The following is a 23,452-nucleotide window of genomic DNA, read 5'->3' as shown; positions in this document are numbered from 1 at the left end:
GAATTTGAGAGTGTCAATAATTTTGTGTACTTTTGAAAATCCTTCTTTGTATGAAATGCTTACTTAAATAAACATGGAATCCAAGGTATCCTTGCTTCCTCGAAATCCACGATGTGCTCGTTCTTCGAACTTGTCATTGTATTCTAGAATTTGAGTTGTCACGAATCGTTGAAGGGCATCCTCATTTGGAAACTGCTCCTTCTGGCGAATTTTCTTCTTCAACTTTTTGTTGAAAGCTTCAATCAAATTTGTTGAGTAAATTGATGCCCGAATGCTTGGCGGAAATTCGTAGAAGGTGAATAAGTTACTTAACTTACCCAATTTTCGCATCTGGTTGCTATATTTGCTTTTCCATTTCAAAATGAAGTTATCTAAAGCTTGTTTTGCTTCTTCAAGTGATTCAGATTGGCGAATTTCTTTAAATTCGCTCATCAAATCTCGCATATCGCTTTTTCGCACATGTGATGTGAGGTTACGAAGCACATGGACTAAGCAGCGCTGAAACTTAGCGGTTGGATAAATTTCTGCAATCACATTTTCGAGCCCAATAAAACCATCGGCGATGAATAACTGAACCTGTTCAATTCCTCGATTGCGTAAACTTTCAAGTAGTTCACGCCATGCTTCACCATTTTCGTTTGGTGCTACCGAGAAGTCTAAGACTTCTTTACCGCCGTCACTACGAATTCCAATCGCGATATTAACCGCTTCGCGCTCAACAGTTCCGCGCTTGAGCGGAATATAAGTAGCGTCTAAGAACACGCAAACATACTGTGAGTGCTTAAAGGTCCTGTTATGAAACTCTTCAACCAAGTTGCCAACTTGCTTAGTAATATTTGAAACGGTAGTTGGTGAATAGTAATCGCCATACATGCGCTCAACTAAATCAGCTATTTCACGAGTCGTGATGCCTTTGGAATACATTTTAATGATCATCGATTCCAGAGTATCTGTCCGCCGTGAATATGGTTCGAATAAAGCGTTACGAAATTTATTCTTACGATCGCGCGGAACCGTAATATTGATTGGTCCAAATTCAGTATCGATGGTTCGCTGATACGATCCGTTTCTGGCGTTGTCCCCATGAGCGGAACTGTCGTTACGCTCATAGGGTTGGTAGCCTAAGACTGCCGACAATTCTTCTTGAAGTAATGTATTGACGGTTTGTTCTAACTGATTGCGAAAGACATCTTTTAATGATGTTTTAGAGTCAGAAGATAGCGCGTCAAGAATTTCTTTGTTAAACTGGTTCATAGGGAAAGCCTCCGTTTTGATTGTGTTTAGCGATTTAATCATACGGGGAAGGCTTTCCCTTTTTCAATTTAATTTAGAAATTTACACAAAATATTTTACACTCCCTAGAATTTTATATCGCATATATAATTTGCGCCAACATTCCTCACGATCAAGCAGAAGATATCGCTGAATTGAGTTATCCTTAATATACAAACAAGCATTCCCGATCTGATTGGGAACGTGAAGTAAGACGTTAGGGGCGGTATGATGAGTATTGCGGTAAGAGCTTTAGGGATTGCGGTTATATTGATGATGGCGGCATTGGCAGTTCGACTTTTAAATGAAAGAGAACAGTTGTCTCGTAATTTAGAAAACAAGTCCAGATTCGACAAACGCAGTCGATTGAGATGGAAAATGGGGATCCTAGGGTCGAGAAGAAAGCTTAAGCAGGGAAGACTTGCTTTGGGTCAGATGGTACTAGCTTTTTTGGTTGGTTTCCTAACGATGCGCGCCTACGCGAATGAGTATTTCTTTATGATTGGCGGCAGCATCAGTGTGATTGTTTTTGTGCGTTCGTTCTTCGTTTGGAAAAGGATTACGCGCGAGAGCAGGCCAGTCATTCTTAGTGGTTCAGCAGCCAGGATCATCAAAGAGTTCTTTGATGACGGGGCTAAGAAAAACTCACAAAATGATGACGGATCTAAGAAGGACGATTAGAATAAATGAAAGCGTGATTGTTGCGAAACTATTTATTATTTTCGGTGTTAACTTTGGGAGACTAAGATCTGTAATTTGTTCAGCATAACTTGAAAGAAGGCATGATGAAATGACTGATGATGAAATCATGGAAATCTATCGAGGTTGGGATGACAAAACTTATGCGGCGATCAAAGAATATGTATCTATGTTTCACCAACCATGGCCAGTTTATGGTCCTCACGATATTGAACTGATTGAATGCTGTATCAAAAAGAAAATGTCAATTGATGACCTGCTGACAGATGATGAAATATACGATAAGTATTATAAGGACATTATTTATTGATAAAGTTGAGGTTAATACATGGCAAGAGCAATTCCAAAGGGCATGAAGTTTTATGATGATCCCGGAAAAGAGCTAGAAAAAGCGTTTAAAGAATATGAAGATAGATTTGGCAAAGGATCAGTTGAGAGGCTGATGCCACTTGTTGACCCATTAAATCCCGATCCAGTGGCAGACATGATAGCAATTCAAAAATTAAGAAAAGCTGTCAAGACAGGCAGGCGTTTGCCGGAGATACCTAAGGAAATGAGAGACACTATGCTCTATTAGATTGCTCTTCATGCTATGTTAAGTACGAACTCAGTGCAATATAATTAGCTACACTGGGATTCAGAATTATCATGAGTATCACTGGAACAACTAAGAACTTATAACTTTAAAAGCAGACACACCAAAACCCTTGGCGCGTCTGCTTTTCATTTACCCAAAATCAATCTTATCCAGCATATGCTCACGGCTGACCTGATCAAGCCCCAGGTATGCCAAGGTCATGGCTTCGCTGGAATGGTTCAGCAGCTTCATGACCAGACCAATGTTGTAGTTGGACTGGACGTACACGCGATAGGCTCCAGTCTTGCGCATCGTGTGCGTGCCCAGGTAGTTGATATCCAACAGATCCCCGACCTTGGCCATCACGTTATAGAACTGGCGCTCGTCAATATGCTTCTGCGGCCGCGTGGTAGAAGGAAACAGCCATTCCGTTGTACCCTCATAGCTGTTGCGCTTAAGCCACTGCTGATACATCACCAGGTCCATCATCACCGGCTTGAGGTAGAGCGTGTTCCGCTTGCCGGTCTTCTTGTCCTTGATGAACGCGTGCTGCTTAATGGCGCCATAGTCATCGAAAACGTCCTCCTGCTTAAGCCGCAGTACGTCACTGACCCGCAGCAGAGTTGCCTTGCCGACTTGAAAGATGGTGTAGTTGCGCCGGCCAGACTTGAAGTTGTTCAACAGCGTGTCCTGTACCTGCTTGAGTACCTCATCATCCTTGATTGGCAGTACGATTTGCCGCATTTAATCACCCCTGCTTTCCCGTCAAACGGAGGCTTTCATCAATCAGTCTCATTACGTTATCATCGTCCAGCTGATCGTCAAGTACGACTGAAATCCAGTACTTATGATTCATATGGTAGGCCGGAAAAACGGACTGACCGTCAACTGGCAGCGTGTTGCTTTTCAGATTTATGATATCAACGTTTCCGGCGTTAACATACGGCCATGCCTCTTATCATCCAGCAGCTTCTGGTATTCTTCATACTGCTTATTTGTAATCTTTTTTATATTCACCTAATTATAAATCACGATCTTATCATGGGTGTATTCGGCAAAATTACGGTCCACTTGATCAAATACTTCCTGCATCTCGTTATAAATTTTGCCACTGACATAATCCGCCCGCATTTCTGGTTTTTCAAGCAGTACCCATTTCATCTGTGAGTAAACATATTTCGCAAATGCCAACCACTGCGGGTAATTAATCGACATTGGGTTTTTAGAAAAATATACCTTTCCGGCATTAGCTGCTGTAGCAAGAGAATGACTTATAAAAAGCATTGTAGCCAACTTCGGATGCGTTTCTCGTTTTAACGATACAGGTATAGAGTCTTTTACAGAATGCCCTTCATTAATTCTTTTTAAGGCATATCCCATCCGTGTAATAACCTCTATCAACATCACCGGCACGGACATTGAGCAGAAATGAATAAAATCATATCCTTCATAGTACATTCCTTGAACGATTTCAGCGATGGTCTGATCATAGTCACCAATTTTCCCGAACTGAAGCAGATTAAGCAGACTCATAAACGGAGCTGGTAACCCCATTGATGTAGTGATATCAGATTTAAAATGTATGATTTGTTTTGCAAGAGCCAGAAAGGTATCGCTCTCCCTTCTGTCCGCGTAGTTTTCCATCACTTGACATACAACTTTCCCATTTTTATCGATTGTAGTCATTGTTCCGTTCAGAATATCTGACACACCGAATATGAAACCAAGAACCGGATCATGACCAAGTTGTAATAACCGATGATAATATGCTGACAGTCCCTCAACATAGATTCTCGTATGACGATTGTCCTGTGCATCAAAAGGAACTTTGCTTATCTTGGAATTGGCTAGCTTCTGCATTTCCTCTTCGGGATATTTTTTATCAAAATAATCCCTGACAAAATCTGATAATGGTCCGGCTTTCAGACCATCCGGCGTTTTCTTCGGAATGCCAACGAGTAAAATATCAACCGCTGAACCAACCAAACCGGCAAGAATGGAAATCGCATAGTCAACCTTGTCCATGTGATAGATCTGTTTGAAATCTCTGTTTAACAGACGAATGGCTTCTTCATTTTGCCTCAGCTCATCTTCTGTAAATAGCGCTCGGATATCACATTTCCCTGTTATATATTGATTTGCCTCTGCGCATAGTTCATCCCAATTCGGCACTACTATTACTTCGTTATTACGTTTATTTGCTACCTCATTCTTTGAAGGCAAATCATATCCAAGACTTTTAAGAAGCACTTCACTGCGTCGGATTTCATCATCCGTTGCAGACGAATCAGGAAAATGAATGTTTTTTAACTGCTGATCATGATACATGATCACCTTTGCCATTTGTTGATCAGTGTCATTATTTTTATTCCTGTTCATCTGATCCCTCGCTCTTTTCTTTCTCAGCCTCTAGTGCTTTAACCAATACCTCGTTTATTGTCCCAAGATGCTCAGCCTTCTCGGTTTGATTTGACAGATCTTTTATCTCAGCATCTTGTTTCTGGATTGCTTCCTGCTCTAACCGCTCTTCCTCGCGATGGCGTTTCTCTTCCTTTTTACGTTTGAATAGCTGAACTAAACCCAAATACAGTGCCAACAGCTGCTGCCGCCCAAGATATTATCGTTCCCCATTCATTTCGTGGCGGTTCTGGATAATTAGAGTTGTATTATCGGCTGGTGTGTTCTTATAATCATCATCTTCGTTATTGTTCACTGCGATCGTTCTCAAGCAACGCCCAGGTCATTTTTCAAATCAATAATTGCCTGTTGTAGCAATATATTGAGACTCTGCAAGTAATCCATTCTTTCCTTATCAGCGTCTGCTTCCTTTTTGAGAGCCTCAATAATTGCTTCATGTTTTGCTAGGGCCTCTTTATACAATCTTTCTTTTTCCTGCTGGAGCTGCTTATTTTTCAGATGGCTGGCTAAGCCCACACCACCTGCAGCGAGAATAGCAACTGGTGCGGCTAATACAAAAACGCCGGCAACCATTCCTCCACCGATAAGCGAACCTGCTGTTGCAAGTCCTGATGTAATCCCAGCTGCAGACAAACCAACTACTCCCAATCCATACAGCGCTGCAAAAGAGCCAACACCACCGATTCCGGCACCTAATGCACCCGCCAAAACCTCCGGTATAGAGCTTTCTTTAATGGTTCTGTTTTTATCATTCAGTGCCGCCGCAGCTTCATTAATTACATTCACAACGGGCTGAAGTGAATCCACACTCTGAAACACCATATCTTTCTTTTTTATGCCCTTAGTATCCGAATTCATTTTTTAACTCCATTCTTTCCTGAATCTGTTATTGCCTTTAAGAGCCACGAACTTGCTACAGCCACTCCAGTAAGAGCCGATAATACAGTAGAACTGAAGATACCAGCTGTTTTTATCCATTCATCAGACACTTCTTTTTGAAGAACCTGTAGTTGTTTGCATAGTTGCTTTTCCAGTTGTCATCAACGATACCGGTTTTCAGAATATTGAGGAACTGCTCCTTGTCGCTGTCAGTAGCAACCTCTGAATCAATCTTTAAGGCTGACTTATTCGGCTCGTCGAACTCATCCGTTTTCCAGATGCACTGTTCGATGAGCTTGCTCGTCTTGAGTGCTTTGTCGTTTTTCATGCTGCCGTACTTGTCGTAGAATGCGCGGAGTAGGAGCATGAGCGTCGTTAATGTTGCTGACCATCGATGATTTCCTTTTTGCCGTCCTCGTTCTTGAATGTGACTATCGGGCCGAGGAAATCCTCGTCAGTGTCGCTGTCGAACTTGTCGCAGTCGTTGTCCGGGAACGCAAAGAGAAACAGGTCGTCCTATAATGTCTGGCATTCCTTTTCTCCCCAGGCGTATGGCCTCTGATAGTCCGGTATCGGAAAATCCGTGTTCTTTTCAGTGAAGAGATTCTTTATACTCTTCTAATTAATATTTAGCTTTGACATTCGCTTCTTTCTCCATCTCAGCGTATTATTATGATTTCTTCCCGTATTCCGCTGTATAAGTATCCTTAGTTTTCTGAAAGCCAAATTCGCTCATCAGCTCGGGGATGAATTTTTGGTTTTTAAATACATCGTCAATCAGTCTGGTCATCCTGTCACTCCACTCAATTTTTCGAAAAATCGATAGGTATCATTTTTGCTATATAGAAATAAATAACATGTCTTAATTTTATCATAAAAACGGATGCCTTTAAACCACCTTTTGCGAAGTGTTATTTGATAGAAATAACACTTTCTATCATGATCATGGCCGATCAAGCAGCCCAAATCTCCGAAATGCAAAAATCGCCTCTCAGACGCACTGAAACTTAAATAGATGGGTAAGTTATCCATTACGTTTCGTCTGAGAGGCAATTATCGAAATGCACTAAAAAATCGAGCCAGTTAGCCGCTGACTCGATTATGGTATAATATTTTTGTCCAAGAACATTGGCGGTGCTTCGCTTTTCGAAGGGAGCGATGCCAATGAAGGAGTTGAAAAAACACACGACGCTTCCCATCATTATGAAAGGGATCCATAAGTGTCAAACCGACATCAAGATGGCGCCGACTTAAAAGGTCTTGCCGCTGTTCTTCACGAACTGCATGGCTTACCGATCGGCGTTCAATATGCAGCTTTGGCCACGGTCGTAATCATTGTGATTGCTTCCCTCATAGCCGGTTGCTACATGGTCAGTCATTTCTGACCAAAAAGAAAAACCATCTTTATGAGTGGCAGCTCTAAGATGGTGTTGTACATTCTTAATTTAGTTTAAAGTGTAAGCACTGTCGATTTTCAAGGACATTCGGGCTAACGTGTTCCCTCACGTTAGCCTTTTTGTTTACGCCATAATTATAGCTGATTTCAATCGTCATTGCAATTTGAAAACGCCTTGCCAGACCAGGCAAGGCGCTATATGAATGGTAAGTGCTAGTTATATAAGGATTGAATAATAGCTAGCAGACAATTTAAGCGAGGGGAAACCATACCCTCAAGAATGATTATACTCTAGTCTAAAGCGTTTTTAAATTAGCCGGTCTGCAAAAAAATGTCATTGCAGCTAAGCGAGTTCGGCATTGGCCAGATCAATGGCTTTAATGATCGAGAGGCCCTCATCAAAGTCATTTTCGGCAGCCAGACGATTAGCTTGCGCGGTTAAGGCATCCTCAAAGAAGTTTCTGACCGCGCGACCATTGGCAAAGTCGTCTGGTCGGTTGGCACAGGTCGTCTGAAAAAGATTCATGGCGTAGTCGCGTGCTTCGTCAGTCAGCTCTACCCCATACTGGGCGCACATCTTGTCTAACATTTCCAACAGTTCAGCAGGTTCATAGTCCTCAAACTCCAAGTACTTGTTGAAGCGTGACTTCAAGCCGGGATTGGATGCCAGGAAGGTGGCCATCTGATTTGGATAGCCGGCAACGATCACGATAAAGTCATCACGGTGATCCTCCATGGCCTTCAAAAGCGTATCAATGGCTTCCTGACCAAAGTCGCTGCCGCTTCCCGATGCGAGCGTGTAGGCCTCATCGATAAACAGAATCCCGCCCAGTGCCTGATCAATCACGTTCTTGGTCTTGATCGCTGTCTGCCCGACATAACCGCCAACCAGTCCGGACCGATCGACTTCAACCAGCTGACCCTTGGAGAGAATCCCCATTTTATGGTAGATTTTAGCCAACAAACGCGCAACGGTGGTCTTGCCGGTCCCTGGATTGCCATAGAATACCAGGTGCAGCGACATGGCAGGCTGCTTGATTCCGCGCTGTTCCCGAATCTTGCGGACCTTGAGCAGGTTAATCAATGAGTTAACATCTTTCTTAACGGAATCGAGACCGACCAGATCATTCAGCTGAGCCAGAAGTTCTTCTAAGGTAGCGTCATCCTCTTCAGCAGTAGCAGTTTTCGTGATGCTATTATCATCAGCCGTCTGTTCTTCATCAGCCATCGTTGAAGATTCTACGCTATCCGTACCATCATCGGTTGATTCTGCCGGTTCAGCCATTGGATTTTCTAACCAGAAGATGAACGAACCAGCGCCATTGCCATCAAGAGAGCCTGCAAAAACACTTTGTTGATCATCGCTGACAGTAAGCAGACAAGGCTCATCGGAAAGCTTCAGATTCTCCACGCTGCCTGGATTATCCTCCAAGTCGAATTCCATTGCTTCCAAAAGATCACCATAGTCAGACGCGCTTGGACCATCGACCAAGTAAAGCGAGGATGAATCATTATGAAGCAGGTACAGCTGTTTTGAAGTGATTTCTTCATATTCGGGATGATTTTGCATAAATCGTTGGTAAAATTCAAGTTAATGTTGAAGATACCTTGCGCGCTGCGTTTGATGCTATCGGCACCATCGGCATTTCCACTTAGATGACAGATGGTACAGATATTATGAATCAGCCGCAGAACCAAGTCATTGAAATCGATATCTTCAAAATCGGCATCCCCCATTTCGGCACGCCCCAGCTCCCATTTCAAAATGCTGTGATATATATTACCTGATGTTTTCCAATCTCCTCGAAAGAACAAAGCCTGCGCGAACTGCAGATTGATCAGCATTGAAATGTCATCATGATTGCTGTCCAATAACACTTCAATCAGCTTCTCCAGCATCAGTCGCTTATTGACTAGAATCTGGTTAATTTCTTCATCCAGAAACAGGTATTCTACCGGACTGTAAATGTAGTCAGACAGGAACCCAATCAGATTTCCCATGGCCACGGTATCACCTGGATTAAACTCGTAGTCATCCAGCAGCTCTATATATTTATCCTTATACTCTCCCAATGGATATATCTCTGACATGAAGTTTTCCCCTTAGTATATGTAGTTATCTTTAATATATCATATGAAGACGACCAAAAACGCCCGCGCTGAGGAAAACGCGGACGTCAGTGACTACTATTATATGAACGAATGACCAACAATGATTAGTCGGAACATGCAGCAAACTATTGATATACAGGCGTTTGAGTTGGGCGAGAATGGGGATAACCGTCCAACCGTTAATAATTATACTATATTATAACAATAACTAATAATAAAATGACTTATCACGCAAAAGAATTGGTATCCCCTATTGAAGTCAATATAATTAAGGTGTTGTCTGATGGCAGCGCTTTGCTTCTTCTGGAAACATTATGAGGGGAGGCGATTGCCATGATGAAAGTCGTTTTGACTGCTCTGGGCCGCCTTCTTTCGGGAAGGAGCTCGCATGATGTCAGACCTTGATCCGTTCGCGGGCTTGGCAAAAGTGCTCAGTGCGCTGCCTGGCCTGCCGGAAACCGTGCAACTGGCCGCGTTGGGAACCGTCTGCTTTCTGGCGCTGGTCATCGCGGTAGTCTTTCTCTGGCCGAAGAAGCCGAGAGAATAAAAAAGGCATCGTCCCGCAGTTTGGCGACTGGGACGGTGCTTTATTTCTGCTATTCATGAAGTAAGGCGCTGTCGATGATGACAACGTGGGCTTGGCGCTGTGCAGGCGTCAGGCCCTTTTATTTACGTCTTTATTATAGTCGGGCATGGATTGCTAATCAAGAATCGTGGTTCGGCTTTTTCATATCAGTCTATTTATAATATAACAGCAAAAGGAGGATGTTTTTATGACCAGTTTTCCGTTAGTTGCCGACATCAGCAGCTATCAGCCTGATGAGCCGGCATTTTTCCAAGCATTGAAGAATCAAGGAGTCAAGGCGGTTATCGTCAAGATTACGCAAGGCTCTGCGGATGGGGATGCCTATATCAATCCTAAAGCCAAGGCGCAGATAAGCAACGCGCGGGCAGCAGGACTGCTCGTGCATGGCTATCACTATGCTCGTTTCAACGGTCGGCAGGATGCCATCAATGAGGCCAAGTGGTTCTACCAAAATGCAACCGCGCTGGGATTGGGTAAGGAAAGCGTCTTGGCGGTGGATGCGGAAGATGACGCCCTTGCCCATTACGCGACCGCTGACGTCAACGCGTTTCTGCAGTACTTGATCGATCAGAAACACTTAAACGTGGACGTGTATTCGATGGCGTCCTGGTTCTGGGAAAAGCGGCTGATTCAATCGGAGCTGATTGCCAAAACGATTGGGTGGCCAACTATGGTAAGTCGCAGCCTGGCGTTCCCAATGTCGGTACCTGGCAGTTCACCAACAGCTTTTTGGTACACGGCATCGGCATCGACATGTCCTACGATTTCCATGGCTACTACACCGACCCTAAGATTGGCTACGCGGATGGTCAGCTCGCGATCCAGGTTGAACAGGCACCAACGCCGAAGATTGAGATTCCCGTTCCCGATTCATGGGTTGATGAGCTGGGCGATACTTGGCACAAGGAAAAAGGCAGCTTTCTGTTGGGCATGCCGCTGCACCTTCGCTGGGGAGCGCGAACCAATTCAGCAATTATCGCCATGCTGCCGGCGGGCGTCATCGTAAGCTATGATGCCTGGTCGCGTCACGGCGGCTTCGTCTGGCTCAGACAGCCGCGCGCCAACCATCAATACGGATATATCACCTGCCGCGATGCACGAACCAATCAGGCATTTGGGACATTCGCCTAATCTCGCAACAAAAAATCGCCCCACTGGCAGTCAGTGAGACGATTCTGGATAATCAACTAAGCGGAATGAGATCGTTAATCATCTATCTAGCGAAACAAAATCAATGTGAATTGGGTGAAAAATTTCGTGAGATGAAATTTCTGAAGGGATGGGCTAACCCTTCATTGATATTACAGCGCTTTCTTTTGTCTTTTTAAATATGTTGCACTATATTATAACTACAAAAATTCAACACAAATAGAAACGCCCATGTCTGGACGCTTTTCTATCCCTATCTGCGTTTGCCGCCATTTTTGAGATAAAGTTTGTAGCTGGTCGTTGAATAGATTTGAGAGACAATGCTGCGTACCTTACGAGAAAATAACCGCCACATCGCGTCATCTGGCAGCTTCTCGACTTCAAATAGAGTCTTGGGACGCAAACCTTTGCCAAACTTCCACTCAATCGTACTGCCATTGATCATATATGCTCGGCGCGTCATCGTGATTTCAGACATATTACCCTTTGGCAGCGGCTTGACATCTCCCACGTGATCCAGTCGAAAACGATACTGCCCGTCTTGAATTTGAACAGGTGGATAGATTGCCGTGCGATCAGGTGTTTCTACCGGCTGAAACATGGCCATGCGGCGGTTAGCCTGCTCATGACCGATATAATCAACCCATTCCTTGCGCATATCCTTGATAAATTGCTTTTTCTCATTTGGATTTCGTTTAAGGTTTAGCTGGTTTGCCCGTTCGTTGTATCGATTGGCAAATCCTTTAACCCATTCCTGCTCTTCGGGGGTCAAATCACTGAGACAAAGCGCGATCGTTCGTCGGTATGGCAGAAAGTTGTCAGCCACCCACCGATCAACATCCTCCTTGTTGAAATAGGTCCGGCAGCCCAGCACCGGCGCGTTAAAATAACGGACCGAACTCATCAGGTTGCGTTTGAGGAAATCCGCGCCAACCCAGAGCTTTTCTTCCAGTTCAAACTTCTTATATGAGTACTTCTCAAATGCGACAAAGCGCCGTTTCTGCTTGTGACTGGCAACCTCAACGTACTCGCCGGAATCGATAAGTTCGCCAGTTGCCTTGTCAAAAGCCTTCAGCGTATTGCCATCACGTTTGAATTCAAAATCTTCCAATGGTATATGTATCTCTCCCTAATTCTTGATGCCTAATGAATTGATTATACTATATTATAATGATTTTGAAACACCTATTTGTGCCAAGATTGAGGAAGTACGTCCTTGATTGCTGAGGATTGTTTTGAGAGTGAAGTGAAAGTAAATTTATACCACTTTAACTAACCTAACATCTAAATTCCCTTCAAACTATCTATAAACTTGGTTAGGTATCGTGCTGCTTACCGCTTCATTACGGAAATATTCCGCGATGAGGCTCTTTTTGTTTACTGTAAACCGGAGAGCTAAAGAGAATAAAAAAGGGACCCCAAGCCGTGTTTGACGACTTAAGATCCACAGAAAGATTCTCCCAAAAAAGGAATTGCTTATGTTATTCAGAACTACCAGATGAGTATGCAGGCCCCATCACCAGGCTCGGCGACACGGAGCAGCAATAGGGCTCACCCGAGGCGACGGTAAGCATGGCACATGCGGCCCGCCGGAGGGGAGACCAGAGCGCGGAGTAAAGCCGAGCCTGGCAGCCAAATATTTTGACTGGTCCCCTGTCAATAAAATAGACAATTTAAATAGAGACTTTTTTGTCCTATGCCACGACTAAATTTTGAATTTGAGTTTGATACTCATCTTCAAGTTGCTTTGGTGATTTGAATCCACAGTGACTGTGAATTCTAACTGTGTTGTAAAACGTTTCAATGTACTGAAAAACTAGTCGTTTAGCTTCGGAGTATGAATGGATTTTAAACCGATTTATCCATTCACGCTTAATCAAGGCGTGAAACGACTCAATGCAGGCATTATCCCAAGGATAAGCTTTCTTTGAATAGCTTAATGTCATGCTAGCTGTAACTTGATTGTAAGCTTCAGACGTAAACTGACTACCACGATCACTGTGCATGATTAATGGCTTGCTAATATGGCGACTGTGCTTAGTCTTTTCAATAAGTGGGATGACATTCGATACCTCCAAGGTTTCAGATAAGTCCCAACCAATGATCCGTCGGGAGTACAAGTCCATAATACTGGTTAAATAAACGAATCCGTCATGAACTGGAATATAAGTGGTGTCAATGCACCAAACGGCGTTTGGTCGCAATGGATTGAACTGCTCGTCTAAAATATTTATTAGCTGTTTATCAAACTTAGAATTGCGAGTGGTAGTCGTCCAAGGGGTTAGGTAAACGGCGTGAATGCCAAGTTCACGCATATACTTACCAACAGTTCGTTCAGCGATCTTATATCCTTTTGAGCGAAGTTCTTGGGTGATTTTGCCGGCACCGTAAATACAAAGGCTTTTGAGCCAAATTGCTTTAATTTCACCTTGAATAAACTTCTTCCGAAGCTTTCGCGGTGATTGGTGATTATGACGCTTTTCTCGTTGATAGTAACCACTTCTTGAGATTCCAACATAATCACACATACCATTGATGGAAGGGTGGGATTCCAAAGCGTGCTGAACGTCCATTTCTTGGTATACCTTTTCGGTAGTTACTTGCTCAGAATCCCGATTGATTTTTTTAATACTTCGATCGCTCCTTCAGCGTCACGAAGTTGACGCTTTAGTCGTGCAATCTCCTTGTCCTTATCGCTGGCAAAATTACCAGAGCCACGGCCAAACTCCCCAGTCTCAGTAAACAGCTTAATCCATTTATGTAATGTACTAGCCCCAATACCTAGATTCTTACTTATTTCATTCATGGTCATGTGATCCTTGTTATCTAAGTAATACTGAACGGCCTGTTCCTTAAATTCCTTGTCATAACTGTGCTTCGTCATTATTTGATCCTCCAATTTACTTCCTTAATTATACTAAATCAGAGTCTCTATTTAACTTGTACACTTTTTATTCTAGGCCCAACAACTCCAAAAAGAAGGACAGGTTTCGATAAATCATGATGGAGTATTTGAAGGAGGAACTAATGACAAAACAGCAAGGCCACATACGTTTTGGGGTGACTGCAAGAAGAAACCATCCAATTAAAATCAGATATTTCAAACGTCTAAATGAAACGTTTCCAGATAATCGAAACCATATTAATGCAAAAGGAGACTTCTTCGTATATGCACAATTAAGGGCTAATAGCAACGGATCGAAGTATTCGGTTGTATTCATTTCCAAAGGATGGAGCATATCCGTTAGAGTCTATAGTCCTTTTTTTCAAAAAGAAGATCTCCTCAAAATTCCACACATTTTTGTAAGCAAGTCAAATTCAGAGCATGGTTATGTTTCACTATGCCTATATAAAAATAATTTTGGCCATGCTGAATTCAGATTTGGGGACAGACTGGATACTTCGATCATAGCCTGGACAAAAGAATGGCTTTATTTTTACGAACTATTTTTAATTACTGGGAGATGGTATGGAAATGGTGAGCATCCACAATAACAAAAATAATCTAAGAGAGGTAAAGACTTATAGATTTATAGCTCTCCAAACTAAACCTCTCATAGCAACAATTTCATTAGCATCCACGATTTACTATTTTTTTCGAAACGTTTCAAAAGTCACTCTCAACACTCTTGGTATTGACTATAAGCTATCAATACATCCCTGGTTTATTAGGCTCTTTATTTCCCTAATCCTATCCTATTACGCAATGCTCATTATCTTTAAATTCATCGGAAAAGAAAGATTATTGCTCCCAAACACGTATTACTTAGTACCTTCATTTATCATTAAGCTTGCAGCTGCGATAGGTTATTGTCATAAGGGGAGCGCGGCCAATATTCCAACTTGGCAATATATTGATTACCTATATAATAATTGGGCCAGATTATCTATTGACGTTCCAGAAGTAATAGATGCCAGTAAAGATACTTCAATCAAAGTATCAGAAATAAGGAGTGATGCTGAGGATGACAAAATCCTTTCAATTATTATTTCCGATACCTATCCTATAAATTTGAATACATTACCTTCAACTATCAAAAACCATAGCTATGTCGTCTTGCAAACTATGATCAATGGCAAAGTTAACCTAGGAAGACGAGCCTATAATCCAGAATTAGTCAAAATTTTCATAGATCAAGTAAATAAATCTAAGGAAAATGGCATTACAACAATTCAACTGTTGTCTAACACCAATCCTAAACACATTAAGGAAATAATGAGGGAAGCCTTTTGCAATGCTGGACGCAGTCATATAAAACACCTTGTAGTATATGAAAATCCTAGAGAGAATAATTATAATTTTACAAAACGCCACAATATTTTCTAAATCGTCCTACTACACGTTTAAAAAATTCTAAAATCGTAAATTTATAGACTCATTTTCCAAATAATCATTGAAAAAATACCGAGCAGAACTAGCTAAAGAGACTATTTCCGTTCGGTATTTTATTATTAATTCAATTTATCCAAGAAACTCGTGCCGTGTAGGGCCTTGAGATGGAAGTTATCCAAAATCGTGGCGCCAAGATCGGCATACGTTGAGCGAACGCCGAGGCTGCCGGACGTCTGCATCTTTGCCGACCAAGCCAGCAGCGGTACTTCCTCGCGCGTGTGATCCGTGCCCTTGAAACATGGATCATTGCCGTGGTCAGCCGTAATCAGCAGCAGATCATCAGGACGCAGCGCCGCCAGAACATGACCCAAACGCTGATCAAAGTCCATCAGCGCCTGACCAAAGCCCTTTGGATCGCGGCGGTGGCCATACATGGTGTCAAAGTCGACCAGGTTCGTGAAGCAGAAGCCAGTGAAGTCCTTTTCCAGCGCCTCATCAACGTGATCCATCCCGTCCATGTTGCTTTCGTTATGGTAAGCCTGATCAATGCCGCGACCAGAGAAGATGTCGTTGGTCTTGCCAATCGCGATGACCTTGTAGCCAGCCTCGTGCAGCAGGTCCAGATCCGTCTTGCCGGTTGGCTCTAGACTGAAGTCATGTCGGTTGGCTGTCCGTGCGAAGTGGTTCTTGTCCGGTCCTACGAAAGGCCGCGCGATGACCCGACCAACGATGTACTCCGGCCCGTTTACAAGCGTCCGCGCGTAACGGCAGATGTCATACAGTTCTTCCAGCGGGATGACGTCCTCATGCGCCGCGATCTGCATCACAGAATCGCCGGAAGTGTAGATGATCAGCTCGCCAGTGTCCATTTGACGCTCGCCATAGTCATGAATGACCTGCGTGCCAGAGTATGGTTTATTGACGATTACTGGGCGGCCCGAGTACTGCTCAATCTTTTCGATAATCTCGTCTGGAAAGCCATCAGGGAACGTCGACAGCTCTTTTTCAACGGGCAGGCCCATCATTTCCCAGTGACCGTCCATACTGTCTTTACCGGCGGAAATCTCATCCATACGGCCATACCATCCCAGCGGCTTATCAGCGGCGGGGATGCCCTCTATTGGTGCCACGCGCAGATTGCTCAGACCCAGCTTAGCCAGGTTAGGCAGCTTTAGCGCACCCTTCCAGGCATGACCAAGATCGCCCAGCGTATCAGCGCCCTCATCACCAAACTTGGCCGCGTCAGGCGCATTGCCCGTCCCAACCGAGTCCAGCACGATAGCAAAAACGCGTTTGAATTTTGGCTCCGTCATTACTTGTCACCGTCCTTGCCGGCACCACCTTCATTGTCGGCCTCACCGCTAGCCCAAACCTTCGTAGCGTACAGCGAGTTGAACAGCAGCGCGAACTGCAATGCGATTTGTGACAGGCTGGCACCCAGTGAGCCGATGTGGTTGGTCCCCATCATCGTTTGAACGGCTAAGATGCCCCAGTAGATGATGTTGGCACCGTTGACGATGATCCACAGCGACCAGTTTTCTTGGTACTTCATAATGTAGAGCAGCTGTGCGATAAAGCTGACGACAAAGTTGATGGAGTCAAAGTATGGCAGCTGGCCGTGAACCATCGCCAGAACCCACCAGCCGATTGCCCAGGCAACGAACGCGCCCAGGAAGATCAAGCGGCGAACTTTTGGCGAAAAGCGCTTGGTAGCCTCATCATGACCCCACATGTACCATCCAATCGGCTGCGAGATTACGTAGAAGATGTCCATCGCAAACGATCCATAAGCGTGACTGATCCACGCAATGTAGGTCATGGCCAGACATTGAACGATCCCGAAGATGAACGTAATCTTACGCCCTTTCATCCCATAGACCAGACAAAGCGTCCCTGCGACCCCAGAAATCATCCCGATAATGCTGTCGGGAACGATGAGATAGACGATAATCTGCAATGCCACCAATACGCTAACATAAATAATTTCAAACTTCTTCCAGTTGGTAAACAGCTGATTGTACAGCCAGCTGTGGTGTGCTTGCGTTTGTCCCATTATTGATTCCCCCGTTTCTTTTCTATTCTTTAATTGAATCGTCACTCAGAATGTCCATGGCCAGTTTGAGCGATGCGATTTCCCCTTTAGCCATCAGTTCCTCGCCATCGACCAGACTGTTGACGCCGGCCGCCAAATCACCTTCATAGAGCACGACATTGTTTAGAATCGACAGCGTCTCCATGCCACGCAGGCGTCCAATCGTCATCATCGCGCCAGATTCCATGTCTGCGCCCACGATGCCCTTGGATGACCAGTAGGCTTCGGTTTCCGCGTTGTCATCCATGTAGAAGCCATCGTGCGAGCGAATAATGCCATAGACTGCGTCAGAAGCGTACTTGTGAGCCAGTGTCATCAATTTGAAAGAAGGTACGGCTGGGTACATTGCCGGCACGTATTGCTTGGTCAGACCATCGTCACGAACGGCGCCTTCGCCAATGATCAGCTCGCCCAGACCGATTCCCGTCTGCATGGCACCGGCTGAGCCAACCCGAATGACTTTTTTGACGCCAACGTTGTGCAGCTCTTCAACGCCAATTCCGGCTGATGGCGCGCCGATACCCGTTGACATCAGCAGAATGCGCTGACCGCGATATTCGCCGATCACAGACTTGTATTCGCGGTTGTATGCCCATTCCTTGGCATTATCCAACAATTTAGCCGCTTTGTCGACACGAGCCGGGTCACCCATGATGATTGCCCGATCAGTATTGATTGCCGTCGTCAGTTGCGTGTGTGGTTGTACTTCTTCACTCATTGCTATTCCTCCGTTTTGATAATCCGCTGTAGTTCCTCAACATTCAAAATCTTGATGGCAGGCTTTGAAGCATCAATGATTCCAAGCTCTGACAGCCGTTTAAGAACCCGATTGATATTGCGGTATGACGTGTCGACCTCGTATGTCAGCTGCTCGCGCGAGATTAGCCGTTTTTCCTTAGCCGAACGCATCAGCTCCAGACCGATCTGCTGCATGGCTGAATACAGGCTGTAGCGCTCCGTCCGTTTGGTAAGATGATAGACCTGTTCGGAAAGGTAGCTGATCATCCGGTTGGCAAATTGCTGATCGTTATTCAGCCAGGCCACGAAATCCCGGTTGTCAATCTTCAGCAGCCGCACCGGCGTGATATTAATGATCGACGCGCTGTAAGGCTTGTTGATCACCGCTTCCTGCTCGCCAAGAAACATCCCCGGCCGGTAGACATCCAGCACTACCGACTTGCCGTTTGCCGAATCCAGATACACCTTGACTCGACCCGCGACCAGCAGATACGTTTCATCATATGATTCGCCTTGCCGCAGATTAAATTCACCAATCTCAAACTCGACGACCCGCATGCGCTCAATGATTTTTAAAGGAGCGTTGGCCATGACTTTATGAACGGCTGGGTCCGAGTTGATTGCCGCGTATATCTTTTCAATGCTCATAGTTCTGCCCTCTCATTACTTAATATGATACGTAAATCTACTTACTGATTCTATGACACCGGTCCCTAAAATGATAGCGGTTTCAGAAAAATGGTGGATTTTTTGTTCGTTTTTGAGGACATATGTCTTGAGCATAAAAATTGTCGAAATGATTGATTAAGAAGTACCAGAAATAACTTGAGCCCTTAGAATTAGTACTACCTAACTCTAAGGGCTCGACTTTAAGCAATATTCCCTTTTCCTAAACTTACTGAAAGTTTTAAATTGAACCTAAAATATTATTTACTGTATCATTTTTCGAACTAATCTCCAAAAATGGGAGTGTAAAATATTTTGTGTAAATTTCTAAATTAAATTGAAAAAGGGAAAGCCTTCCCCGTATGATTAAATCGCTAAACACAATCAAAACGGAGGCTTTCCCTATGAACCAGTTTAACAAAGAAATTCTTGACGCGCTATCTTCTGACTCTAAAACATCATTAAAAGATGTCTTTCGCAATCAGTTAGAACAAACCGTCAATACATTACTTCAAGAAGAATTGTCGGCAGTCTTAGGCTACCAACCCTATGAGCGTAACGACAGTTCCGCTCATGGGGACAACGCCAGAAACGGATCGTATCAGCGAACCATCGATACTGAATTTGGACCAATCAATATTACGGTTCCGCGCGATCGTAAGAATAAATTTCGTAACGCTTTATTCGAACCATATTCACGGCGGACAGATACTCTGGAATCGATGATCATTAAAATGTATTCCAAAGGCATCACGACTCGTGAAATAGCTGATTTAGTTGAGCGCATGTATGGCGATTACTATTCACCAACTACCGTTTCAAATATTACTAAGCAAGTTGGCAACTTGGTTGAAGAGTTTCATAACAGGACCTTTAAGCACTCACAGTATGTTTGCGTGTTCTTAGACGCTACTTATATTCCGCTCAAGCGCGGAACTGTTGAGCGCGAAGCGGTTAATATCGCGATTGGAATTCGTAGTGACGGCGGTAAAGAAGTCTTAGACTTCTCGGTAGCACCAAACGAAAATGGTGAAGCATGGCGTGAACTACTTGAAAGTTTACGCAATCGAGGAATTGAACAGGTTCAGTTATTCATCGCCGATGGTTTTATTGGGCTCGAAAATGTGATTGCAGAAATTTATCCAACCGCTAAGTTTCAGCGCTGCTTAGTCCATGTGCTTCGTAACCTCACATCACATGTGCGAAAAAGCGATATGCGAGATTTGATGAGCGAATTTAAAGAAATTCGCCAATCTGAATCACTTGAAGAAGCAAAACAAGCTTTAGATAACTTCATTTTGAAATGGAAAAGCAAATATAGCAACCAGATGCGAAAATTGGGTAAGTTAAGTAACTTATTCACCTTCTACGAATTTCCGCCAAGCATTCGGGCATCAATTTACTCAACAAATTTGATTGAAGCTTTCAACAAAAAGTTGAAGAAGAAAATTCGCCAGAAGGAGCAGTTTCCAAATGAGGATGCCCTTCAACGATTCGTGACAACTCAAATTCTAGAATACAATGACAAGTTCGAAGAACGAGCACATCGTGGATTTCGAGGAAGCAAGGATACCTTGGATTCCATGTTTATTTAAGTAAGCATTTCATACAAAGAAGGATTTTCAAAAGTACACAAAATTATTGACACTCTCCCAAAAATCGCAAATAGAATTAATATGCTTGAACAAATAAGTAATTTCTTCTTTGGCATTAATGATTCATACCAATCGTGATCTTACTTATTCAAAAGGCCTCAACAACTATTTATTTTAAAGTTTATGTTTAGAAATAGAATTAGATACCAATTGAAGCTTTTGATCAATATAATCTTGTGCTTTTTCCATTTTTACTTGGATTCTATATTTATATATCTGTATGTAGGTACCATACATTCTATTCATAATTGCCAATGCTACATCCTCATCCAAAAGGCTATTTTCTCCATTTGTTCGTAACTGATAATCCTTTTTAAAAAATTCTAAAAAATTTGCTTCACTATACTCATCGCCTTTATCTGCATTCATAGAATAGACAGACATCGTAAACACATTATCATCATTAAAATTATTAGCTATTATCTCTTTAGTATCATGTACCGACTCTCTGTAACTAGTAAATTCGTTTTCAATATTGATTATCTTAGACATGCTATTTTTTAAAAAAATCGGTGCAATCTTCTTATTATTGTCTTTAATTTCAAGATTCCAGTTATCCATAAGTTCATTAAACTCTGACCATTGTTCGATAAGAGATGCCAGGTTATCTGCGTAATTTTTAAGTTGATTATATATTATCTTATTTTTTTCTCGTCTATTTCCAAGATGTATATTAATAAAATACGAGATAGCAACCGATATAATTCCCGTCAAAATGCAACTAATTACCATGCTCGACATAAATAACATAACCTCTTTCTATGACGGTCCTTTATTGATATATAAAAGCATACCATAATGTCGATGGCAGTCTTAAAATATGTGAAAAATAATGAGGCACCTCTTTACTTATTACTTAGCGAGGCACCTCATTTCTTCTTACTATATTTATTAGCCGTATTCATAACATAATGACTTTTTAACTGCTCTCATTTTATCAATTGATTGCCCATCTTATCCCATTGGGTACTCGATTTCCTGACCACTTTGCTCATCGGATGGCAGGTTGTTTTCAGCCCGATACAGCGCACGGCAGAAGGATTGCGTCGACATCTTGTTGCTTACGGCAAACTTGACGCCGTACTTCTTGCAGGCCTTAGCAAGCGACCAGGACGATGGATGGTTCGCGTAGGACTTGATCATGATCACCATATCAAGATTCTTGACCGCCTTTTCGATCTTCTTGCTCTTGCCGGCGAACGCGTTGATCAGCCGTGGATCCCCGTTGCAGGCCTTAACCGTGGCTTTCAGAATCTCGCCGTTTTGACCATTGCCGATCGCGATGCCGACTTTTTGTCCTTTCAGATCGACCCTCAGCTTCTTGGCGTCTTGAGTTCCTTGCTGCATGCTGCCAAAGATCTGCTTGCTTAAACCAAGCGCGAGATGCATCTTTTCCTTTTTAGCGGGCTTCTTTTCCGCGGATTTCTGCTTTGGTGCCTTTTCTACCGGCTGATTATCGTCTTCAAGCGGGTAGACCCAGCGAATCGTCATACTGTCCTGGGCGTTGTCATCGTTGGCGTACCAGGCCAGATCCACAATATCGCCATCCTGCACCATGAACTGAATGCGGTCATCCTTGACGTGATAGGTAACCTTGGATCCATTGACCTTCAGCCGCTTTCCATAGATGTTATGGGTAACGACCAGCTCGCCATCCTTGTTTTCGACTACGGCTTGGCGGAATACCTCAATCGGATCATAGTCCAAATCCAGATGGCCAGTGACCCGTTTGATATATGCCTTGGATAATGATTGGTAGGGCTCGCCATCAGCTGTAACGATATCGCCATCTTGCAGATTCAGCATTCGGATCATCTTCTCGCTGATAAAGAACGCCTGCTGACCGTAGGCATCCAACAGCTGAGCCCCAGTCAGACGACGCTGCACGACGTATTCGCCAGGATCCAGATCAAACACTGACGATTGATCAAGCAATTCGGCAAATGATGGCTCAGTTTCTGGTTCGGAACGCGTTGGCGAAACCTGCTCCGTATCAGCTTCGTTCTCGGCAGGCTTCTCAACTGGTTCATTATCAACATTGACCATGTCAGCCGCTTTAGGTTCTTCGGCCGGTTCAACGGTCTGCTTGTCCGCTGCGCTTTGCCGTTCTTTCAATAGCGCGTCAAATCGTTGAGCCGTCTCTTCCTTGATCAGCCCCTTCATCTGCACCTCAGCAACTGCTTCTTGAAAGGCGGTCAGCTTGGAAGCATTATCGGCTTTCTTGGCCAGATCAATGCCGGTCGCGATCAGGCGCTCGATCAGCTGACTAATATTTCCCTTACCAATCAGCATGTCCTGATATGTTTGCCGTGCCTGTTTCAGCTGCTGCGACGCGATCAGATAGTAAGCGTTGGTCGTTGCATTGTCTTCATCGCCCAGATTATAGTGGCAGTCCTCGAGATTCTTCTTCAGCGTGCCAAACGATGGCTGATATTCTGAATCCTTGACTACTCTGCGCAGCTCGTTGGCGGTCGTTTCCATAATCGACTTAAAAATATGAATCGCGTCATACTGGGCCAGCGTCAAGGCATCGCGCTTTTCGGCTGGATTTTCAGTATTATCCTCGTCAGAAACTGATACCTCATCCTGCTCAGTCTGAGTGCCCTCATCATTGTCAGCCATCTCAGTTTCTTGAATATCTTCAACGGCCTCGCTTGCTTCATTCTGCTCAATTGCCGTGTCTGGCGAGGATGCCGTTTCAAGCGGCTCAATCGTCTCTTCATTTCTTTCAGGCTCGCTTGGCAATCCGCTGCTCATCGGATTCTGATAGCCGGACTGATGCCGTAACAGATTCACGATCGACTGGACTGCTTCAATTCCTTCAATGCTGGGATTAGTGCCCTTAATAATATTAATTATATCTTTTCGATAATCATACAT

At 43.8% G+C, this 23,452-nt stretch carries 24 protein-coding genes and 3 pseudogenes; 10 read left to right on the top strand and 17 right to left on the bottom strand.

Features of this window, described 5'->3' with window-relative positions; translation table 11 throughout:
- Positions 1 to 63 precede the first annotated feature (63 nt).
- On the bottom strand, positions 64 to 1,254 hold the full coding sequence (locus H0G69_RS10265) for an IS256 family transposase (protein WP_045025302.1): 1,191 nt from the start codon (positions 1,252 to 1,254) through the stop codon (positions 64 to 66).
- A 249-nt stretch (positions 1,255 to 1,503) separates the two neighbouring features.
- On the opposite strand from H0G69_RS10265, the gene H0G69_RS10260 reads away from it, so the two are divergent.
- The 3 genes from H0G69_RS10260 (at position 1,504) to H0G69_RS10250 (ending at position 2,548) form a co-directional block, all read left to right on the top strand.
- Positions 1,504 to 1,953 carry a hypothetical protein gene (locus H0G69_RS10260; RefSeq protein ID WP_180305467.1) on the top strand — a complete coding sequence of 150 codons (450 nt, stop codon included), beginning with the start codon at positions 1,504 to 1,506 and terminating at the stop codon, positions 1,951 to 1,953.
- Between the two features lie 109 nt (positions 1,954 to 2,062).
- On the top strand, positions 2,063 to 2,281 hold the full coding sequence (locus H0G69_RS10255) for a hypothetical protein (RefSeq protein ID WP_033934803.1): 219 nt from the start codon (positions 2,063 to 2,065) through the stop codon (positions 2,279 to 2,281).
- 18 nt (positions 2,282 to 2,299) lie between these two features.
- Complete coding sequence (locus tag H0G69_RS10250; protein ID WP_240164395.1) at positions 2,300 to 2,548, top strand: hypothetical protein; 249 nt, start codon at positions 2,300 to 2,302, stop codon at positions 2,546 to 2,548.
- 150 nt (positions 2,549 to 2,698) lie between these two features.
- On the opposite strand, the gene H0G69_RS10245 is transcribed toward H0G69_RS10250, so the two are convergent.
- From H0G69_RS10245 to H0G69_RS10220, 5 genes and pseudogenes are all read right to left on the bottom strand, one after another.
- Positions 2,699 to 3,292, bottom strand: a complete 594-nt coding sequence (locus tag H0G69_RS10245) for a site-specific integrase (RefSeq protein ID WP_180305466.1) — start codon at positions 3,290 to 3,292, stop codon at positions 2,699 to 2,701.
- Positions 3,293 to 3,565: 273 nt separating this feature from the next.
- Positions 3,566 to 4,927: a hypothetical protein gene (locus H0G69_RS10235; protein ID WP_180305464.1), complete on the bottom strand. Its 1,362-nt coding sequence runs from the start codon at positions 4,925 to 4,927 to the stop codon at positions 3,566 to 3,568.
- A complete protein-coding gene (locus tag H0G69_RS10230) occupies positions 4,914 to 5,144 on the bottom strand; it encodes a hypothetical protein (protein ID WP_180305463.1) in 231 nt (76 codons plus the stop codon). The genes H0G69_RS10235 and H0G69_RS10230 overlap by 14 nt, the downstream gene beginning before the upstream one ends.
- Before the next feature lie 128 nt (positions 5,145 to 5,272).
- Positions 5,273 to 5,824: a PilN family protein gene (locus tag H0G69_RS10225; protein WP_180305462.1), complete on the bottom strand. Its 552-nt coding sequence runs from the start codon at positions 5,822 to 5,824 to the stop codon at positions 5,273 to 5,275.
- Between the two features lie 130 nt (positions 5,825 to 5,954).
- Positions 5,955 to 6,457: pseudogene (locus H0G69_RS10220) on the bottom strand (DUF262 domain-containing protein); the annotation flags it as partial.
- Positions 6,458 to 7,065: 608 nt separating this feature from the next.
- Between H0G69_RS10220 and H0G69_RS10215 the strand changes: the two are divergent.
- Positions 7,066 to 7,230, top strand: a complete 165-nt coding sequence (locus H0G69_RS10215) for a hypothetical protein (RefSeq protein WP_006499105.1) — start codon at positions 7,066 to 7,068, stop codon at positions 7,228 to 7,230.
- A gap of 354 nt (positions 7,231 to 7,584) precedes the next feature.
- On the opposite strand, the pseudogene H0G69_RS10210 reads toward H0G69_RS10215, so the two are convergent.
- Together H0G69_RS10210 and H0G69_RS10205 are read right to left on the bottom strand one after the other, a co-directional pair.
- Positions 7,585 to 8,409: pseudogene (locus tag H0G69_RS10210) on the bottom strand (AAA family ATPase); the annotation flags it as partial.
- A 230-nt stretch (positions 8,410 to 8,639) separates the two neighbouring features.
- A complete protein-coding gene (locus H0G69_RS10205) occupies positions 8,640 to 9,332 on the bottom strand; it encodes a hypothetical protein (RefSeq protein WP_180305461.1) in 693 nt (230 codons plus the stop codon).
- Positions 9,333 to 9,741: 409 nt separating this feature from the next.
- Here H0G69_RS10205 and H0G69_RS10200 point away from each other — a divergent pair, with 409 nt between their 5' ends.
- From H0G69_RS10200 to H0G69_RS10975, 3 genes and pseudogenes are all read left to right on the top strand, one after another.
- A complete protein-coding gene (locus tag H0G69_RS10200; protein ID WP_160248871.1) occupies positions 9,742 to 9,900 on the top strand; it encodes a hypothetical protein in 159 nt (52 codons plus the stop codon).
- Between the two features lie 226 nt (positions 9,901 to 10,126).
- A pseudogene (locus tag H0G69_RS11180) lies at positions 10,127 to 10,543 on the top strand (GH25 family lysozyme); the annotation flags it as partial.
- A gap of 56 nt (positions 10,544 to 10,599) precedes the next feature.
- A complete protein-coding gene (locus tag H0G69_RS10975; RefSeq protein WP_240164393.1) occupies positions 10,600 to 11,070 on the top strand; it encodes an SH3 domain-containing protein in 471 nt (156 codons plus the stop codon).
- Between the two features lie 271 nt (positions 11,071 to 11,341).
- On the opposite strand, the gene H0G69_RS10190 is transcribed toward H0G69_RS10975, so the two are convergent.
- The 3 genes from H0G69_RS10190 to H0G69_RS10180 all read right to left on the bottom strand — a co-directional run bounded on the left by H0G69_RS10190 (position 11,342) and on the right by H0G69_RS10180 (position 13,972).
- Positions 11,342 to 12,199 (bottom strand): hypothetical protein, encoded by an 858-nt coding sequence (locus tag H0G69_RS10190; protein ID WP_180305459.1) that lies wholly within the window; start codon positions 12,197 to 12,199, stop codon positions 11,342 to 11,344.
- Positions 12,200 to 12,782: 583 nt separating this feature from the next.
- Positions 12,783 to 13,661, bottom strand: coding sequence for an IS3 family transposase (locus H0G69_RS10185; RefSeq protein ID WP_180304329.1), 879 nt, complete (start codon positions 13,659 to 13,661; stop codon positions 12,783 to 12,785).
- Positions 13,662 to 13,684: 23 nt separating this feature from the next.
- Positions 13,685 to 13,972: a transposase gene (locus H0G69_RS10180; RefSeq protein ID WP_003688751.1), complete on the bottom strand. Its 288-nt coding sequence runs from the start codon at positions 13,970 to 13,972 to the stop codon at positions 13,685 to 13,687.
- A 143-nt stretch (positions 13,973 to 14,115) separates the two neighbouring features.
- Here H0G69_RS10180 and H0G69_RS10175 point away from each other — a divergent pair, with 143 nt between their 5' ends.
- Both H0G69_RS10175 and H0G69_RS10170 read left to right on the top strand, forming a co-directional pair.
- The gene (locus H0G69_RS10175; RefSeq protein ID WP_180305458.1) at positions 14,116 to 14,583 is read left to right on the top strand and encodes a type II CBASS E2 protein; all 468 of its coding nucleotides are present in this window, start codon (positions 14,116 to 14,118) and stop codon (positions 14,581 to 14,583) included.
- Entirely contained in the window at positions 14,558 to 15,415 is an 858-nt protein-coding gene (locus H0G69_RS10170; protein WP_180305457.1) for a hypothetical protein, read from the top strand. The genes H0G69_RS10175 and H0G69_RS10170 overlap by 26 nt, the downstream gene beginning before the upstream one ends.
- Positions 15,416 to 15,540: 125 nt before the next feature.
- Here the strand turns inward: H0G69_RS10170 and H0G69_RS10165 are convergent, their stop codons facing one another.
- Genes H0G69_RS10165 through H0G69_RS10150 form a run of 4 tightly spaced genes read right to left on the bottom strand, consistent with a single transcriptional unit; the run spans position 15,541 to position 18,899 of the window.
- On the bottom strand, positions 15,541 to 16,734 hold the full coding sequence (locus tag H0G69_RS10165; protein WP_180305456.1) for a phosphopentomutase: 1,194 nt from the start codon (positions 16,732 to 16,734) through the stop codon (positions 15,541 to 15,543).
- Positions 16,734 to 17,474, bottom strand: coding sequence for a nicotinamide riboside transporter PnuC (pnuC, locus tag H0G69_RS10160; protein WP_180305455.1), 741 nt, complete (start codon positions 17,472 to 17,474; stop codon positions 16,734 to 16,736). The genes H0G69_RS10165 and pnuC overlap by 1 nt, the downstream gene beginning before the upstream one ends.
- Positions 17,475 to 17,496: 22 nt before the next feature.
- Entirely contained in the window at positions 17,497 to 18,231 is a 735-nt protein-coding gene (locus H0G69_RS10155) for a nucleoside phosphorylase (RefSeq protein WP_180305454.1), read from the bottom strand.
- A gap of 2 nt (positions 18,232 to 18,233) precedes the next feature.
- The gene (locus tag H0G69_RS10150; RefSeq protein ID WP_180305453.1) at positions 18,234 to 18,899 is read right to left on the bottom strand and encodes a Crp/Fnr family transcriptional regulator; all 666 of its coding nucleotides are present in this window, start codon (positions 18,897 to 18,899) and stop codon (positions 18,234 to 18,236) included.
- A 422-nt stretch (positions 18,900 to 19,321) separates the two neighbouring features.
- Here H0G69_RS10150 and H0G69_RS10145 point away from each other — a divergent pair, with 422 nt between their 5' ends.
- Positions 19,322 to 20,512, top strand: a complete 1,191-nt coding sequence (locus tag H0G69_RS10145; protein ID WP_045025302.1) for an IS256 family transposase — start codon at positions 19,322 to 19,324, stop codon at positions 20,510 to 20,512.
- A 174-nt stretch (positions 20,513 to 20,686) separates the two neighbouring features.
- On the opposite strand, the gene H0G69_RS10140 is transcribed toward H0G69_RS10145, so the two are convergent.
- The gene (locus tag H0G69_RS10140) at positions 20,687 to 21,313 is read right to left on the bottom strand and encodes a hypothetical protein (protein ID WP_180305452.1); all 627 of its coding nucleotides are present in this window, start codon (positions 21,311 to 21,313) and stop codon (positions 20,687 to 20,689) included.
- A 213-nt stretch (positions 21,314 to 21,526) separates the two neighbouring features.
- On the bottom strand, positions 21,527 to 23,452 hold the full coding sequence (locus tag H0G69_RS10135; protein WP_180305451.1) for a DUF2325 domain-containing protein: 1,926 nt from the start codon (positions 23,450 to 23,452) through the stop codon (positions 21,527 to 21,529).

Origin of the sequence: Limosilactobacillus mucosae, assembly GCF_013423865.1 — a bacterium.
Lineage (GTDB): Bacteria > Bacillota > Bacilli > Lactobacillales > Lactobacillaceae > Limosilactobacillus > Limosilactobacillus mucosae.
Note: the sequence above shows the minus strand (reverse complement) of the source record. Positions and strands in the feature narration are given on the sequence as shown.

What these genes read in the sequence shown, in the direction of transcription:
- H0G69_RS10265 (WP_045025302.1), bottom strand. Translation starts at nt 1,254, where the DNA reads ATGAACCAGTTTAACAAAGAAATTCTTGACGCGCTATCTTCTGACTCT.
- H0G69_RS10260 (WP_180305467.1), top strand. Translation starts at nt 1,504, where the DNA reads ATGAGTATTGCGGTAAGAGCTTTAGGGATTGCGGTTATATTGATGATG.
- H0G69_RS10255 (WP_033934803.1), top strand. Translation starts at nt 2,063, where the DNA reads ATGACTGATGATGAAATCATGGAAATCTATCGAGGTTGGGATGACAAA.
- H0G69_RS10250 (WP_240164395.1), top strand. Translation starts at nt 2,300, where the DNA reads ATGGCAAGAGCAATTCCAAAGGGCATGAAGTTTTATGATGATCCCGGA.
- H0G69_RS10245 (WP_180305466.1), bottom strand. Translation starts at nt 3,292, where the DNA reads ATGCGGCAAATCGTACTGCCAATCAAGGATGATGAGGTACTCAAGCAG.
- H0G69_RS10235 (WP_180305464.1), bottom strand. Translation starts at nt 4,927, where the DNA reads ATGAACAGGAATAAAAATAATGACACTGATCAACAAATGGCAAAGGTG.
- H0G69_RS10225 (WP_180305462.1), bottom strand. Translation starts at nt 5,824, where the DNA reads ATGAATTCGGATACTAAGGGCATAAAAAAGAAAGATATGGTGTTTCAG.
- H0G69_RS10205 (WP_180305461.1), bottom strand. Translation starts at nt 9,332, where the DNA reads ATGTCAGAGATATATCCATTGGGAGAGTATAAGGATAAATATATAGAG.
- H0G69_RS10200 (WP_160248871.1), top strand. Translation starts at nt 9,742, where the DNA reads ATGATGTCAGACCTTGATCCGTTCGCGGGCTTGGCAAAAGTGCTCAGT.
- H0G69_RS10185 (WP_180304329.1), bottom strand. Translation starts at nt 13,661, where the DNA reads ATGGACGTTCAGCACGCTTTGGAATCCCACCCTTCCATCAATGGTATG.
- H0G69_RS10180 (WP_003688751.1), bottom strand. Translation starts at nt 13,972, where the DNA reads ATGACGAAGCACAGTTATGACAAGGAATTTAAGGAACAGGCCGTTCAG.
- H0G69_RS10175 (WP_180305458.1), top strand. Translation starts at nt 14,116, where the DNA reads ATGACAAAACAGCAAGGCCACATACGTTTTGGGGTGACTGCAAGAAGA.
- H0G69_RS10170 (WP_180305457.1), top strand. Translation starts at nt 14,558, where the DNA reads ATGGAAATGGTGAGCATCCACAATAACAAAAATAATCTAAGAGAGGTA.
- H0G69_RS10165 (WP_180305456.1), bottom strand. Translation starts at nt 16,734, where the DNA reads ATGACGGAGCCAAAATTCAAACGCGTTTTTGCTATCGTGCTGGACTCG.
- pnuC (WP_180305455.1), bottom strand. Translation starts at nt 17,474, where the DNA reads ATGGGACAAACGCAAGCACACCACAGCTGGCTGTACAATCAGCTGTTT.
- H0G69_RS10155 (WP_180305454.1), bottom strand. Translation starts at nt 18,231, where the DNA reads ATGAGTGAAGAAGTACAACCACACACGCAACTGACGACGGCAATCAAT.
- H0G69_RS10150 (WP_180305453.1), bottom strand. Translation starts at nt 18,899, where the DNA reads ATGAGCATTGAAAAGATATACGCGGCAATCAACTCGGACCCAGCCGTT.
- H0G69_RS10145 (WP_045025302.1), top strand. Translation starts at nt 19,322, where the DNA reads ATGAACCAGTTTAACAAAGAAATTCTTGACGCGCTATCTTCTGACTCT.
- H0G69_RS10140 (WP_180305452.1), bottom strand. Translation starts at nt 21,313, where the DNA reads ATGTCGAGCATGGTAATTAGTTGCATTTTGACGGGAATTATATCGGTT.
- H0G69_RS10135 (WP_180305451.1), bottom strand. Translation starts at nt 23,452, where the DNA reads ATGTATGATTATCGAAAAGATATAATTAATATTATTAAGGGCACTAAT.